This window comes from Alcaligenes faecalis (assembly GCF_009497775.1).
In the GTDB taxonomy this organism is placed as follows: domain Bacteria; phylum Pseudomonadota; class Gammaproteobacteria; order Burkholderiales; family Burkholderiaceae_B; genus Alcaligenes; species Alcaligenes faecalis_D.
Map to the genome: position 1 here is coordinate 3,560,474 of NZ_CP031012.1, position 13,568 is coordinate 3,574,041.

Sequence of the window (13,568 nt, forward strand, 5' to 3'; positions counted from 1 at the left end):
ACACCCCACACGTCTTAGACCGTGAGGAACCTGGAGCCGGTGCTCAATTCGCAATGGGGTTTCATGCGGACATGAAACGCTGGGCAGAACGCAGGGCTGCGTCTTTCAGATTCAGGGTCAGGGCCCAAGAACGTGCTCCTTTAACAATCAAAAATATCGGCTGCCTGCCTGGGTATCCTGCATAGGCATCAGCCATACACACCCTGTCTGTTTCAGAGGGACAAGGCATCAGAGCTTGTCCAATCGGAGTCAAGCCCCAGGTACATAAGCACCTGAGGCTTGAGTCCGAGCGATAAAACAGAAAGAGCGCATGAAATCTACGGATCCCTCAAGAAAAATCCCGTTCTTGAGGAACAACAGAATTTTCGCATCGCCACCCTGGCAGGGCCAGCCTGCATTGGGGCCTTGTGCATGGCCTTAAACATAAGGCGAATATGCCAAGGTATATATTTGCCCCGTCCGCAGGCCAATCCGGCCCGCATCCTTGGCCTGCCCTCTGCCCAAGCCAAATCCCCACCGCGCACCGGCAAGCCGGCATACGGGTTTTCCTGCGGGCACCGGCCAAATGGATTATTCTTGCAGTGTTTGCCCAGCAAAAAACCAATTCTTTATCCGTCAACGAAGACGGATGCGCAACAAAGCACCACCATGACCCAAACAGTGAACAACGACCCCTTTATCCTGGCCGGAACCAGCTACCAATCCCGGCTGTTGGTAGGCACCGGTAAATACAAAGATTTTGATGAAACTCGTCAGGCTATTGAAGCCAGCGGCGCTGAAATTGTGACCGTGGCCATTCGCCGCACCAATATCGGCCAGAACGCCAACGAGCCCAATCTGCTCGATTACCTGCCCCCTTCCAAATACACCCTGCTGCCCAACACCGCGGGTTGCTACACCGCTGACGACGCCGTGCGTACCTTGCGTCTGGCTCGCGAACTGCTGGACGGCCACAAGCTGGTCAAACTGGAAGTACTGGGCGACTCCGGCAATCTGTTCCCCAATATGCCCGAAACCCTGAAAGCCGCCAAAACCCTGGTGGATGAAGGCTTTGATGTGATGGTGTATTGCGCCGACGATCCTATCCAGGCCCGCATGCTGGAAGATATGGGCTGTGTGGCCATCATGCCTTTGGCCTCCCTGATCGGTTCGGGCATGGGCATCATCAACCCCTGGAACCTGCGTCTGATCATCGATCAGAGCAAGGTGCCTGTGCTGGTGGATGCTGGTGTGGGTACGGCCTCGGATGCCGCCATTGCCATGGAACTGGGCTGTGATGGTGTCCTGATGAACACCGCCATTGCCGGTGCCCGTCAGCCTGTGATGATGGCCAGCGCCATGAATCTGGCTGTACAAGCCGGTCGCCAGGCTTATCTGGCTGGCCGCGTGCCCCGCAAATACTACGATGCCGACCCCAGCTCCCCTACCGAAGGGCTGATTCACTCCCGTACCTGATCGAGACATGATTCCCAATACGCTGACCATTGCCGGAGTTGACCCCTCCGGCGGCGCCGGTATTCTGGCTGATGTCAAAGCCATGAGCGCCCTGGGTGCTTATGCCACCGCTGTGATTGCCGCTTTGACGGCACAAAATACCCAAGGGGTCACCGGCATCAGCCCGGTTCCTGCCGACTTTGTGCGCCAGCAGATTGATACGCTGTTTGCCGACGTGCGCATTGATGGCGTCAAGATCGGCATGTTGGGCCAGGAGGCCGTCACCACCGTGGTGGCCGAGCGCATGGCTCACTTCAAACCCAAGCATCTGGTACTGGACCCGGTGATGATCGCCAAAAGTGGCGACCATCTGCTAGAGAAGTCAGCCGTTCATGCCTTGCGCGAGCAACTGGTGCCCCAGTGCACCATGATCACGCCCAATCTGCCCGAAGCCGGTGTCCTGCTGGACGCCCGCCCGGTAGAAACCGTCAAGGAAATGCGTCAGGCCGCCGAGCGCCTGCGTCGCCTGATGAATCACAGCGATCAGCGCTGGGTCTTCCTGAAAGGGGGCCACCTGCCCGGTTCGGACTGCATAGACTTGCTGCACGATGGCGACAAGATGATCGAAATGCCCGCCAAGCGTATTGATACTGCCAATACGCACGGCACCGGCTGCACCCTGTCCGCTGCACTGGCCGCCCTGCTGCCCCAATACAGCAATGTGCCTGATGCCGCCCTGGCTGCCAAAAAGTACTTGTACGAAGCCATTGCCCGTTCGGGTGAACTGACAGTGGGCAGCGGACACGGTCCGGTGCATCACTTCCATAAACTGTGGCCATCGTCCTGATACGTGCCGTTTGATCGGGCCGCTTGAAGGCCCCTGTCTTATGTCTACACTTGGAATTATTGTCGCCATGCGCGAGGAGCTGGAGATTGTGCTGGAGCGCTTGCAAGAGCCCCAGACCATCCAGCGCGCCGGCATGGACTTTCATCGCGGCAGCTATTTGGGCAAGCCCGTTGTGGCCGTGGTCTGCGGCGTGGGCAAGGTCAATGCAGCGGCCTGCACCCAGATGCTGATCTCGGAATTTGCCGTGGGCAGCATCATCAATATCGGCATTGCCGGTGCGGTGGAACCCAGCATCCGGCCAGGCGATATCGTCATTGCCGATACGCTGGTCCAGCACGATGTGGAACTGAAAGCCCTGGGCTTGGCACCGGGGCAGGTTTTCCGTCTGGATACCTTTGATTTTCCGGCTGACCCCGCCCTGCTGACGATTGCCCAAACCGCCGCCCAGCAGATCAAAGGTCATCAGGTCCATACGGGCCGAATTGTTACCGGCGACCAATTTATCGCATGTAACGATAAAATACAGTGGTTAAGCGCCACCTTTAATGCTTTAGCCTGCGAAATGGAAAGTGGCGCCATTGCCCAGGTGTGCTATCTGAATACCGTGCCTTTTGTCTGCATACGCAGCATTTCAGACAATGCCAACAACGAAGCACACATGGATTTTGATACCTTTTTGCCCATCGCCGTCAATAACGCCAGCACCTTGCTCCATGCGATGGTGCCGTCCTGCTAAGCCCAACTGCGCATCTTTATCGATGCGCTGGCTTATAATCGGCTCTTTGCCAAGCCTTTAGTTTTCTGGAAGCTATGAACCATATTGCGCTGTCTGAACTCGAACGTGCCCGTTACTACATGGTGGAACAACAGATCCGTCCCTGGAACGTATCCGACGAAAAAGTGCTGCAAGCATTGGTCGAGGTCCAGCGCGAACGCTTTGTTCCCTCGTCTTTGCGCCCTTCGGCCTTTTCGGACACCGAGCTGCCACTGATCATCAATGCCGTGGACACGCACGAGACCATGCTCTCGCCCAAAGTCGAAGCCCGTCTGGCTCAAGAGCTGCTGTTGCAGCCTAGCGACGGCGTGCTGGAAATTGGTACCGGCTCGGGCTATCAGGCCGCTTTGCTGGCTCACCTGTCCCAACAAGTTACCTCCATCGAAATTGACAGCAAACTGGCCGCTTTCGCCCAGGAAAACCTGCAGCGCAACAATGTGCGCAACGTCAAAGTTGAAGTGGGTGATGCACACGCAGGCTGGGGTACCACCGAGTACGACGCCATTCTGGTCACCGGCTCCGTGCCTACCATTCCTGATGCCTTGAAGTACCAGCTCTGTATCGGGGGCCGTCTGGTTGTGGTGGTCGGTCAAAATCCGGTCATGACGGCGGTGCGTATTACTCGCACCAGCGCGGCCAGCTTCGAGACTACGCCCCTGTTCGACACCTGGATCAAACCTTTGCGCGGCACCGCCGTTTCGCAATTTCGCTTTTAAGTACTTATGCGGTTCATGACTCCCTTGCGCCTGGTATTGCTTTCGCTGTTTGCCTTCAGTAGTACCGCCCAGTCGCAAGATCTGCTGCAGACCTGGAACCAGGCCCTGGCACATGAACCGCAATTTGGCGCTGCTCAGGCTATACATCAAGCCGATCAGGAACAAGTGCCCCAAAGCAGGGCGCAATTGTTGCCACAGATCAGCGCTATCGGCACCGCCGAACTGCAAGAGCGTCGTCAAACCAGCAAGCTGTCCAATCAGCACTCCAGCGATCGAGCTGCCTGGACGCTAACGCTGAGCCAACCCGTCTACAACCGCAATGCCTGGGCCCGCTATGAACGCGCCCAGCTATTGGCGCAGGGTGCCGATATTCAGTTGACGCTGGATCGGCAGGATTTGATGCTGCGCGTCAGCCAAAGCTATTTTGATGTGCTGGCGGCGCAAGACACGCTGTCTACCCTGAAAGCCCAGCAAGCCGCCATTGATGAGCAATTGCGCGCCGCTGACCAGAACTTTCAACTGGGCGGCACCACGATTACCGATACCTACGAAGCCAAATCACGCCTGGATCTGACTCGGGCTGGCGTCTTGCAGGCCGAAAATGCCCTGCAAGTGGCTCAGGACAAGCTGGCTGCGCTAACGCTGGAGCGTTATGAAACACTGGCTCGCCTGCGTGAACCGTTGCGTCTGCCCGCCCCGCAGCCTGCGAATCTGCAAGACTGGCTGGATCAGTCCAGCCAATCCGGCTTGAATGTCGCGCTGGCTGACATCAAGGCCCGTGCCGCCGAAGAGCAGTTGAAAAGCACCCAGGCCCTGCACGAACCTACCCTGGCCTTGAAAGCCCAGACCGGCAGCGGTAGCGACCAGACTCTGTTTGGCCAGGCTGGCGGTGGCCCACGTTCGCTGAACAGTGCGTTGGGACTGGAACTAAGCATCCCAATTTTCCGTGGTGGTGAAACCAGCTCGCAAGTCCGTGAACAAAGCTCGCGTCTGCAACAGGCCCGCTACGATCACCAGTTCGCCATTCAGCAGTCCATCCAGCAGACGCGCCAGTACTTCTCTGGCGTGACCACGGGCCTAGTCCGTGTGCAGGCACTGGAAGCAGCCACCAAGTCCAGCCAGGACGCTCTGGAGGCCAATAAACTGGCTTACGAGATTGGGGTGCGTGTGAATATCGACGTGCTCAACGCCCAGCAGCAGCTTTATGAAGCGCAACGCAGCTTGGCTCAGGCCCGATATGAGGTTCTGATGAACAGCCTGCGCTTGAAAGCAGCCAGCGGCACGCTGAACGAAAACGACCTGCGCGCCGTGAACGATCTGCTTCAACCCACATCCTGAGGCGGCTCAGGCAAAGCTACAACAAAGCTCTCCAATTGAATCCTCGGGATTCTGAAAGCCCGAGATATATACGTAGCGCTCTTTGCTCACAGTCGCAATGTCAGACAATCAGCAGCTCACAGCAGCTTCGGTGCACATATCCCTGTCTACGTGTACAAGACACGATGCCTGAATCAAACAGGCAAAAAAAATCCCGGACCATGCCGGGATTCAAAACTTCCATACAGCTTGATCAGTCGCGCAGCTTCTTGACCAGCGCCGTTGTAGAACGCTGAAACTCAAAAGGAATGGCGACCGCATCGCCACCCCAGCTACGCACCAAGGCCGTTTCGGGCAAGGCTTCCATATCGTAGTCGCCACCCTTCACGATCAGGTCCGGGCGCAGGGCCGCGATCAAGGCTTCGGGCGTGTCCTCGTCAAACAAGACCACCGCATCCACGCAGGCCAGTGCAGCCAACAAGGCAGCGCGATCCTGCTCGGGATTGATGGGGCGCTCCGGCCCCTTGTTCAGACGGCGCACCGAGGCATCGGTATTCACACCGACAATCAGCGAGGCCCCCAACTGAGCAGCCTCGTCCAGGTAGCTGACATGCCCACGGTGCAAAATATCAAACACACCATTGGTAAAGACCAGCGGGCGCGCCAGGCGCCCCTGCTCCACCGCGTCACGCAAGGCATCCAGACCCAGCACCTTGGCCTCGAAACGTGCGCTCATATCAAGCCTGTACCAGAGTCGAATCCGAGCCGACCTGACGTGCCAGATCCTTGCGGTAGCGGTTCAATTCCTGCACGGTTTCAAAGGAGCTGCCCATCAGCAGAGACATATTGTGCAAGATGCGCGAGCTGACCTTGTGCTCCCATTCCTTGTCGAAGCGAATCTGCGTATCCAGCCAGTTTTCCAGCCAGCCGGGCGAGGGCAGCTTGGACTGCACGGTGTCTTCCGGGAACATGGCTTTGTTCACGTGCAAGTTGGTTGGGTGCAGCGCCTGAGCGGTGCGGTGAGCCGAAGCCATCAGCACACCAATCTTGGAGAAAGCCAGACGGGCTTGCAGGCCAAATTCCTGACCCTTGTGTACCAGGGCACGCTTCATGTAGCGCAGGTAAGCACCGGCGTGACGGGCCTCGTCCTGGGCCACGATCTTGTAGATGGCCTTGATCACAGGCTCGGTGTGCCAGTCGGCAGCACGGCGGTACCAGTGGTTCAGGCGCACTTCGCCGCAAAAATGCAGCATCAGCGTTTCCATGGCTGGGGCCGGATCAAAGTCAAAGCGCACTTTGTGCAGTTCTTCTTCGGTAGGCATCAGCTCGGGGCGGAAACGGCGCAGGTATTCGATCAGAACCAGCGAGTGCTTTTGTTCTTCAAAGAACCATACAGACATAAAGGCGCAAAAGTCGCTGTCATCTTTATTGTCACGCAGGAACATTTCGGTAGCAGGCAAGGCTGCCCACTCGGTAATGGCGTTCATCTTGATGGTGTAAGCCTGCTCGTCGCTGAGCTTGGTGCCATCAAAGTCATCCCACGGTATGTCATGCGCAAAATTCCAGCGCACCGCTTCCATGGATTTAAATAAGTCATGGTAAAGCATAACGATTCCTAAAAAGAATCAAGCGGTTCCTTGAGGGCGGCCATTCACCGTCCGGAAGGCGCCGGAAAGCGCCAGCTTAGCAATAGGCTGGCGGACCTGCGTCTATCGTAGAACCTGCAGTTATCAGAAATATGTCAGCCACAAAAAAACTGACGCGTTGCGGGGTCGTCACACTTATCGCCCCACCAAAGCCCAGATGGCCACCCCGACCGCAACCGCCAGTACAGCACATAAGGCAGTCAATAATCGGTTGGTCTGCTGCTGCGACTGGCGCAACAGCTTAAGTTCCTGGTTCAACGCCTGCCCTGTCTCTGGCCTATTCAAAGCGGAATACACCAGACGCGGAAGCTGCGGCATGATCTGGGCCCACTGCCCGGCTTCCTGTTTCAAACGCGAATAAAAGCCCGATGGACCAATACGCTGGTACATCCACTTTTCCAGATAAGGTTTGGCGGTATCCCACAGATCCAGTTCCGGATCCAGATCCCGCCCCATCCCTTCCACATTCAGAAGGGTTTTCTGCAACAGCACCAGCTGCGGCTGAATTTCTACATTGAACCGGCGCGAGGTCTGGAACAGGCGCAACAGCACTTGGCCCAAAGAGATCTCGGACAAGGGCCGGTCAAAATACGGTTCACATACCGCGCGTACCGAGCCTTCCAGCTCCTCTTCACGGGTTTCAGGTGGCACCCAGCCAGACTCAATGTGCAATTGAGCCACCCGGCGGTAATCGCGCCGGAAAAAAGCCAGGAAGTTTTGTGCCAGATAGTTTTTGTCGAACTCGGACAGCGAACCCACAATGCCGAAGTCCAGGGCGATGTAGCGGCCCAGGCTTTCGGGTGCGTCCGAGACATAAATATTGCCGGGGTGCATGTCGGCATGGAAAAAGCCGTCGGTAAACACCTGGGTGAAGAAAATCTCCACCCCTTTGCGGGCCAGATCCTTCAAATCCACATTGGCGGCACGCAGGCGATCAATCTGGTTGACCGGGATGCCCTTCATGCGGTCCATGGTGAACACGGTCGAGGCGCAATAGTCCCAATGCACTTCAGGCACAATCAACAGCTGGGTACGCTCTGCGTCTTTGGTGAAGTTGCGGCGTAGCTGACTGCAATTGGAGGCTTCACGAATCAGGTCCAGCTCGTCGTTCAGGTACTTGTCGAACTCGGCCACCACTTCGCGCGGCTTCAGACGACGGGCATCCGGGCCCAGCCGTTCCATGAACGCAGCCAGCACGCGCATCAGACGCAAGTCTTTATGGATGACTTCGCGCATGCCGGGACGCAATACCTTCACGGCCACTTCGCGGCCATTGTGCAACTCGGCAAAGTGAACCTGCGCAATCGACGCCGATGCAATCGGTTCGCGGTCGAACTTCTGGAAGAGCTCGTAAGGCGAGGCACCCAGAGCCTTTTGAATCGTGGCCTCGGCCACTTCCGAAGGAAAGGGCGGCACACGGTCCTGCAGCAAAGCCAGTTGCTCGGCAATATCCAGCGGGATCAAGTCCCGGCGGGTAGAGAGTACCTGACCGAATTTAACGAAGATCGGGCCCAGACTTTCCAGAGCCAGACGCAAGCGCACACCGCGCGGCAGCTTGGGTTTGCGACCCAGGCGCACAATGCGCAACAGGCGGGATGCCCAAGGGTGGCGGATGCTTGATAGCACCAGCTCGTCCAGGCGATAACGGAATACAACCAGCAGAATGGTCAGCAGACGACACAAGGAGAACATGCTCAGGACTCCCGCCGACGCGCATCAAGACGTTTCAAACGCTGGTCCAATTCGTCCAGGCGTTGAGCCAAACCGGCCGATTGCTCGCGCAGTCGGTCCAGCTCGGGGCGGGTAACCAGCAAGGCGCTTTCTTCAGTCAGGTATTCGCTGGCATTGCCTGCCAGACGCTGACCCAGATCCCGCAAACCGGAAAAAGCCCGGCGCGCTCCACTGAACAGGCGCACCGCCATGACATCACCGACAATTTTGGCCAGATCGTGTTCGGCATCCCAGCGCAGATTGGCCGCCAGGTCCGACACCAGATTGGCCAGACCGGCTTCGCCTTGCACATGCATTAGCTGGGCGACACGGCTGAAATCGCCGTCTTGCAGAATTTGAGGCAGTTCGGGCAGCTTGTCCTGAGGCAGTGTCAGCGTGACATCCGGCACCACGGCAGGATGGCCCTGCTCCAGCTTTCCTTGAGAACTGATGGTGTAGACCAGTTGCAAACGGCCCACAATCAGCGACACGGTTTTGCCCGCATGGCTGCGCAAACGCTCACGCGCCCAATCCTCGCGATCAAGCAAGGCATTGAGCAAACGCACGCCCACGGCGCCAGGTTCTAGGAATGAAGGGATACCAAGCATGTCCATGCAAGTCTACTGCCGGGGCGAGTAAACCAGTCCAATTAAAACAGCCAGTTTAACCCGACACAGACACGGCCGGATGCACAGGGCGACAGGAACACGGGCAGATGGGATCACAGCGAAACGGGAGCGCTCATAACAGAACAGCCGCCTGGATAAGAAGGCGGCTGTCTGTATAGATAAAGATCAAGCGTTGGGGTCAACCGGGATCTGCTGAATACCAGCCAGCAGCCAGCCTGCGCCGTCGGCCTTGAACAGATTCCAGACTTCTTCAAAGCGGAAGGCTTCTGCACCCACCTCTTCACGCAGCATACCGGAGTAGCGCACGCTGGCCAGATGGCCGTCGGCCACTTTTTCGATGCCCAGCAGTTCTGCATTGAGCAGGACCACTTGAGTTACGTTCTCGCCCTGGCGCTGGGCAATCTGAGGAGCGGCTTCTTTGAGCAGGTCGTCCGTCAGGAAGGTACGCAGTTGTTCCACGTCGCCCTTGTCCCACAGTTTCTGGATTTCCACGAACTGGGTCTTGGCATTGGCCAGGAAGGTAGGCGTGTCGAAATCACCAGGGATGAACCAGCTTTCGTCTACCGGAGGCGCTGGAACAGCGGCGGCAGCAGCGGGCTGAGCAGCAGGAGCGGCAGCAGGCATAGGTGCTGGTGCAGCCTGGGGCTGTTTCCATGGGCTAGGAGCAGGATCGGCATTGCGCATCATAGACTGACCACCGGCCTGTTGCATGGCAGGACGAGCCGCCGAGCCACGCAGACGACGTACGATGAACAGAACGGCGAAGATCACCAGACCGATCAGCAAGAGGCTGGACATCATTTCCAGGAAAGCACCGCCCAGACCCATGCTGGACAGCAAGGCGGCAATACCCAGACCGGCGGCGATACCGGCGATCGGACCCAGGAAGCGGGACATGCCCGACTTGGCAGCCGTACCCGCAGCGGCGGTACCGGCGGCAGCGGCACCCGCAGCAGGAGTAGCCGAACGAGTGGCGTTATTCGCTGCAGCAGGAGGCGTCGCTGCCGAGCGATTGCTGGTGATGTTGGAGGATTGGCGGCCAAAACTGGAGCCACCACCCATGCGTCGTGCTTCCGCATCATAAGAAACGGTCAGCAAGGCGCCGGTGCTAAAAGCCAATACAGCGGCCATGAAATAACGAGAAAGCCGTCCAGACATAGTCACAAACTCCTGACCAGAACAAGCGTTTAACACACAGGGTTTTGAAGCCCCCGGCCATGCCATCCCAGTCGATTATTCAAGAAAACTTACGATAAGCTGAACATTAACATGACAACTTCTCATGCACCATGTTTTTTTTACCGTTAATTACAGACAAAAAACGAACGGCACCTGAAGGTGCCGCTGTTATAGAGAGGGGGTACGCCCGGCATCAATCCAGACGGATGCCTTCGTGCAGCGCGGCCACGCCGGCTGTCAGATTGAAATATTGCACGCGCTCCAGGCCCACTTCGCGCATCATGTCGGCCAGGGTTTCCTGATCGGGGTGCATGCGAATGGATTCAGCCAGATAGCGGTAGCTTTCCTCGTCCTTGGCCACGAACTTGCCAATACGGGGCAGGATATTGAAGGAATACCAGTCATACGGGGCCTGCAAAGGCTTGGCCACGCGGGAAAACTCCAGCACCAGCAATTTGCCGCCCGGACGCAACACGCGCTTCATTTCAGCCAGTGCGCGGTCTTTGTGTGTCATGTTGCGCAAACCAAAGGCCACCGAAACGCGATCAAAATAGCCGTCAGGAAATGGCAGGTGCTCGGCATCACAGACAGCAACAGGCGTGATGATGCCCTTGTCCTGCAGACGATCACGCCCCACGCGCAGCATGGAGCTATTGATATCGGTATGCCAGACTTCGCCGTCCGCACCGGCCTGACGCGCAAAAGTCTTGGTCAAATCACCCGTACCCGCCGCAATATCCAGCACTTTCATGCCGGGACGCACTGCGGCGCGGCCGATCGTGAAGGCTTTCCAGATACGGTGCAGGCCGCCCGACATCAGATCGTTCATAATGTCGTAGTTGTTAGCCACCGAATGAAAAACCTGGGCGACTTTGCCCGCTTTTTCGTTTTCGGCCACGGTTTGAAAACCGAAGTGCGTATCGGCGTTCTGGACGGAGGAGGTTTGAGGACGCTGTTTTTCCATAGTGCATAATCGTAACGCAGATTTCCCGGTACAGAAACGAAAATCCGGCTCGCTGAGTGCTCCCCTTTTTTACACGTTCACAAACCTGAAACATTAACGCCATATGATGGCGCTATTACGTGCAGTCAGGGATTTTAAGCGCCTCCCGTATTGCCCTTGAGCCGCCTGATGACACCAGCAGGCCCCGCGCCCAGGCACAATACAGACAGCCAGCCTGACCCTCTTTTATTTTTTATCGGACCAGTCTGAAGCTAACAATGAGTACAAGCATATTAGTCGTGGAAGATGAGCCTGCGATCCAGGAGCTGATCTCTGTCAATCTGTCTTTTGCCGGCCATAAAGTGCTGCGCGCCTTCGATGCCGAACAAGCCCAGATCCTCATTCGTGCCGAGCTGCCTGATCTGATTCTGGTGGACTGGATGTTGCCCGGCTCGTCGGGTATCAATCTGGCCCGCAAGCTGCGCTCGGACGAACGTACCCGTCATATCCCGGTCATCATGCTGACCGCCAAAGGCTCGGAGCAGGACAAGGTCGATGGCCTGGAAGCCGGTGCCGACGACTACATCACCAAGCCTTTCTCGCCCAAAGAACTGATTGCCCGCATCAAGGCCGTATTGCGCCGCCGCGCGCCCCAGCTAACTGACGATGTGATCTCCATTGGCAATCTGCAGCTGGACCCCAGCACGCACCGTCTGTCCAGCCAGGGCATGGCACTGACCATTGGGCCTACCGAGTTCCGTCTGCTGCATTTCTTCATGACGCACACCGAGCGCGTATTCACCCGTTCCCAGTTGCTGGATCAAGTCTGGGGCGACCACGTATTTGTGGAAGAACGTACGGTAGACGTGCACATTCGTCGCTTGCGCAAGGCACTGGAGCCTAGCGGACACGACAAACATATTGAAACCATTCGTGGCTCGGGCTATCGTTTTGCCCTTTCCCCACTGGAAAAGGCGCCGACCGCCTGATCCCATGTTCAGCATATTTACGTCTATTGTTATCTGGGCCCTGTTGGGCAGCTTGATCGGCTGGTGGCTAGGGCCACTCACCGGTCTGGCCTTGTTTTGTGGTGGCCTGTTATTGCTGGTTGTCATCAGCACCCTGCAGCTTTCCCGCGTTGAACGCTGGACCCACAACCTGAATGATCCGCCGCCCCCCGCGGTTGGCCCCTGGGACTCCATTCTGGCTCCCATCTACCGCCAACTGCGCCGTGATCGGCAGGAAATCCAGGATCTGAATCGTTACGTAGACGGCATCATGATGGCCGCCGAGGCCCTGCCCGACGGTGCCATTACCCTGAACGGGGAAATGGAGCTGCAATGGTGCAACCAGACCGCCTGTGAACACATAGGCCTGAATCTGGCCACGGACCGCCATCACAGCATCTTCAATATCCTGCGCGAACCCGAGTTTTCCCGTTACGCCCGCCAGCCCCAATGGGACGGTCCTTTGCTGCTGCATCTGAGCAAAGACGGACGTGAACGCTCCTTGCTGCTGCAGTTAACCCCCTATGGCCTGGGCCAGTTCCTGATCGTGACACGTGATGTCACCCAGGTTGAAATGCTGGAGACCACCCGCAAGGACTTTGTGGCCAATGTCTCCCATGAACTGCGCACTCCCTTGACGGTATTGCTGGGTTTTCTGGAAACCCTGCAGGACATGCCTCCCGAAAGCCTGCCTTTGGAACAGCGTCAGCGCTACGAGCAAATGATGCTGGAGCAGACCCGCCACATGCAGTCGATTGTGGCCGACTTGCTGACCCTGTCCACGCTGGAATCCTCGCCCACAGTGGAAGGGGAAACCGTGCAGGTCAGCCAATTAATTGAAAGCGCGCTGAAACAAGGCGAAGCTATTTCCGGCGGCCAGCACAGCTTTGTCACAGATCTGGACCCACGCATTGCCATTCAGGGCATGGAAACTGAACTGAGTTCGGCCGTCTCCAATCTGATTACCAATGCGGTGCGCTACACCCCAAAGGATGGCACCATCACCGTACGCTGGTACTTGAATGACAATGGCGAGGCCTGTTATTCCGTTCAGGACACGGGCATCGGTATTGCCGCCCAGGATATTCCCCGCCTGACCGAACGCTTTTACCGCGTCGACAAGGGCCGCTCCCGCTCCACGGGTGGCACCGGCCTGGGTCTGGCCATCACCAAACACATTATCGTGCGACATAATGCCGACCTGCAGATCCAGAGCCGTCTGGGAGTGGGTAGCGTGTTTATGTTGCGTTTCCCCAAGAGCCGGGTTCGACTCCAGGACAGCTAGAACATGTGGGGCCATATTGGCCCTACAATAAACGGCTCTGAATACCACGTTGGCGGCCTTATGCCGCACAGGAGCCAAGC

At 57.3% G+C, this 13,568-nt stretch carries 13 protein-coding genes; 7 read left to right on the forward strand and 6 right to left on the reverse strand.

What is annotated here, in order from left to right; translation table 11 throughout:
• The first annotated feature begins 648 nt into the window (after positions 1-648).
• The 5 genes from DUD43_RS16400 to DUD43_RS16420 all read left to right on the forward strand — a co-directional run bounded on the left by DUD43_RS16400 (position 649) and on the right by DUD43_RS16420 (position 5,110).
• Positions 649-1,455 carry a thiazole synthase gene (locus DUD43_RS16400; RefSeq protein ID WP_153231118.1) on the forward strand — a complete coding sequence of 269 codons (807 nt, stop codon included), beginning with the start codon at positions 649-651 and terminating at the stop codon, positions 1,453-1,455.
• 7 nt (positions 1,456-1,462) lie between these two features.
• Positions 1,463-2,281, forward strand: coding sequence for a bifunctional hydroxymethylpyrimidine kinase/phosphomethylpyrimidine kinase (thiD, locus tag DUD43_RS16405; RefSeq protein ID WP_042486637.1), 819 nt, complete (start codon positions 1,463-1,465; stop codon positions 2,279-2,281).
• A 40-nt stretch (positions 2,282-2,321) separates the two neighbouring features.
• Positions 2,322-3,017: a 5'-methylthioadenosine/adenosylhomocysteine nucleosidase gene (locus tag DUD43_RS16410; protein ID WP_153231119.1), complete on the forward strand. Its 696-nt coding sequence runs from the start codon at positions 2,322-2,324 to the stop codon at positions 3,015-3,017.
• A 74-nt stretch (positions 3,018-3,091) separates the two neighbouring features.
• Complete coding sequence (locus DUD43_RS16415; protein WP_153231120.1) at positions 3,092-3,772, forward strand: protein-L-isoaspartate O-methyltransferase family protein; 681 nt, start codon at positions 3,092-3,094, stop codon at positions 3,770-3,772.
• 15 nt (positions 3,773-3,787) lie between these two features.
• Positions 3,788-5,110: a TolC family outer membrane protein gene (locus DUD43_RS16420; RefSeq protein ID WP_153231121.1), complete on the forward strand. Its 1,323-nt coding sequence runs from the start codon at positions 3,788-3,790 to the stop codon at positions 5,108-5,110.
• Positions 5,111-5,342: 232 nt separating this feature from the next.
• Here DUD43_RS16420 and rfaE2 read toward each other — a convergent pair whose 3' ends face one another.
• The 6 genes from rfaE2 to ubiE all read right to left on the reverse strand — a co-directional run bounded on the left by rfaE2 (position 5,343) and on the right by ubiE (position 11,217).
• A complete protein-coding gene (rfaE2, locus tag DUD43_RS16425; protein ID WP_153231122.1) occupies positions 5,343-5,825 on the reverse strand; it encodes a D-glycero-beta-D-manno-heptose 1-phosphate adenylyltransferase in 483 nt (160 codons plus the stop codon).
• A 1-nt stretch (position 5,826) separates the two neighbouring features.
• Positions 5,827-6,696: a ferritin-like domain-containing protein gene (locus DUD43_RS16430; RefSeq protein ID WP_153231123.1), complete on the reverse strand. Its 870-nt coding sequence runs from the start codon at positions 6,694-6,696 to the stop codon at positions 5,827-5,829.
• A 174-nt stretch (positions 6,697-6,870) separates the two neighbouring features.
• Positions 6,871-8,427 carry a ubiquinone biosynthesis regulatory protein kinase UbiB gene (ubiB, locus tag DUD43_RS16435; RefSeq protein WP_153231124.1) on the reverse strand — a complete coding sequence of 519 codons (1,557 nt, stop codon included), beginning with the start codon at positions 8,425-8,427 and terminating at the stop codon, positions 6,871-6,873.
• Positions 8,428-8,429: 2 nt separating this feature from the next.
• Positions 8,430-9,059 carry a ubiquinone biosynthesis accessory factor UbiJ gene (locus DUD43_RS16440; protein WP_153231125.1) on the reverse strand — a complete coding sequence of 210 codons (630 nt, stop codon included), beginning with the start codon at positions 9,057-9,059 and terminating at the stop codon, positions 8,430-8,432.
• 180 nt (positions 9,060-9,239) lie between these two features.
• Positions 9,240-10,232 carry a Tim44 domain-containing protein gene (locus DUD43_RS16445; protein WP_026484475.1) on the reverse strand — a complete coding sequence of 331 codons (993 nt, stop codon included), beginning with the start codon at positions 10,230-10,232 and terminating at the stop codon, positions 9,240-9,242.
• A 214-nt stretch (positions 10,233-10,446) separates the two neighbouring features.
• Complete coding sequence (gene ubiE, locus DUD43_RS16450; protein ID WP_153231126.1) at positions 10,447-11,217, reverse strand: bifunctional demethylmenaquinone methyltransferase/2-methoxy-6-polyprenyl-1,4-benzoquinol methylase UbiE; 771 nt, start codon at positions 11,215-11,217, stop codon at positions 10,447-10,449.
• 257 nt (positions 11,218-11,474) lie between these two features.
• Here ubiE and phoB point away from each other — a divergent pair, with 257 nt between their 5' ends.
• Together phoB and phoR are read left to right on the forward strand one after the other, a co-directional pair.
• Positions 11,475-12,185 (forward strand): phosphate regulon transcriptional regulator PhoB, encoded by a 711-nt coding sequence (gene phoB / locus DUD43_RS16455; protein WP_035270329.1) that lies wholly within the window; start codon positions 11,475-11,477, stop codon positions 12,183-12,185.
• Between the two features lie 4 nt (positions 12,186-12,189).
• Positions 12,190-13,488, forward strand: a complete 1,299-nt coding sequence (gene phoR, locus DUD43_RS16460) for a phosphate regulon sensor histidine kinase PhoR (RefSeq protein ID WP_153231127.1) — start codon at positions 12,190-12,192, stop codon at positions 13,486-13,488.
• Positions 13,489-13,568 lie beyond the last annotated feature (80 nt).

What these genes read in the sequence shown, in the direction of transcription:
- DUD43_RS16400 (WP_153231118.1), top strand. Translation starts at nt 649, where the DNA reads ATGACCCAAACAGTGAACAACGACCCCTTTATCCTGGCCGGAACCAGC.
- thiD (WP_042486637.1), top strand. Translation starts at nt 1,463, where the DNA reads ATGATTCCCAATACGCTGACCATTGCCGGAGTTGACCCCTCCGGCGGC.
- DUD43_RS16410 (WP_153231119.1), top strand. Translation starts at nt 2,322, where the DNA reads ATGTCTACACTTGGAATTATTGTCGCCATGCGCGAGGAGCTGGAGATT.
- DUD43_RS16415 (WP_153231120.1), top strand. Translation starts at nt 3,092, where the DNA reads ATGAACCATATTGCGCTGTCTGAACTCGAACGTGCCCGTTACTACATG.
- DUD43_RS16420 (WP_153231121.1), top strand. Translation starts at nt 3,788, where the DNA reads ATGACTCCCTTGCGCCTGGTATTGCTTTCGCTGTTTGCCTTCAGTAGT.
- rfaE2 (WP_153231122.1), bottom strand. Translation starts at nt 5,825, where the DNA reads ATGAGCGCACGTTTCGAGGCCAAGGTGCTGGGTCTGGATGCCTTGCGT.
- DUD43_RS16430 (WP_153231123.1), bottom strand. Translation starts at nt 6,696, where the DNA reads ATGCTTTACCATGACTTATTTAAATCCATGGAAGCGGTGCGCTGGAAT.
- ubiB (WP_153231124.1), bottom strand. Translation starts at nt 8,427, where the DNA reads ATGTTCTCCTTGTGTCGTCTGCTGACCATTCTGCTGGTTGTATTCCGT.
- DUD43_RS16440 (WP_153231125.1), bottom strand. Translation starts at nt 9,059, where the DNA reads ATGGACATGCTTGGTATCCCTTCATTCCTAGAACCTGGCGCCGTGGGC.
- DUD43_RS16445 (WP_026484475.1), bottom strand. Translation starts at nt 10,232, where the DNA reads ATGTCTGGACGGCTTTCTCGTTATTTCATGGCCGCTGTATTGGCTTTT.
- ubiE (WP_153231126.1), bottom strand. Translation starts at nt 11,217, where the DNA reads ATGGAAAAACAGCGTCCTCAAACCTCCTCCGTCCAGAACGCCGATACG.
- phoB (WP_035270329.1), top strand. Translation starts at nt 11,475, where the DNA reads ATGAGTACAAGCATATTAGTCGTGGAAGATGAGCCTGCGATCCAGGAG.
- phoR (WP_153231127.1), top strand. Translation starts at nt 12,190, where the DNA reads ATGTTCAGCATATTTACGTCTATTGTTATCTGGGCCCTGTTGGGCAGC.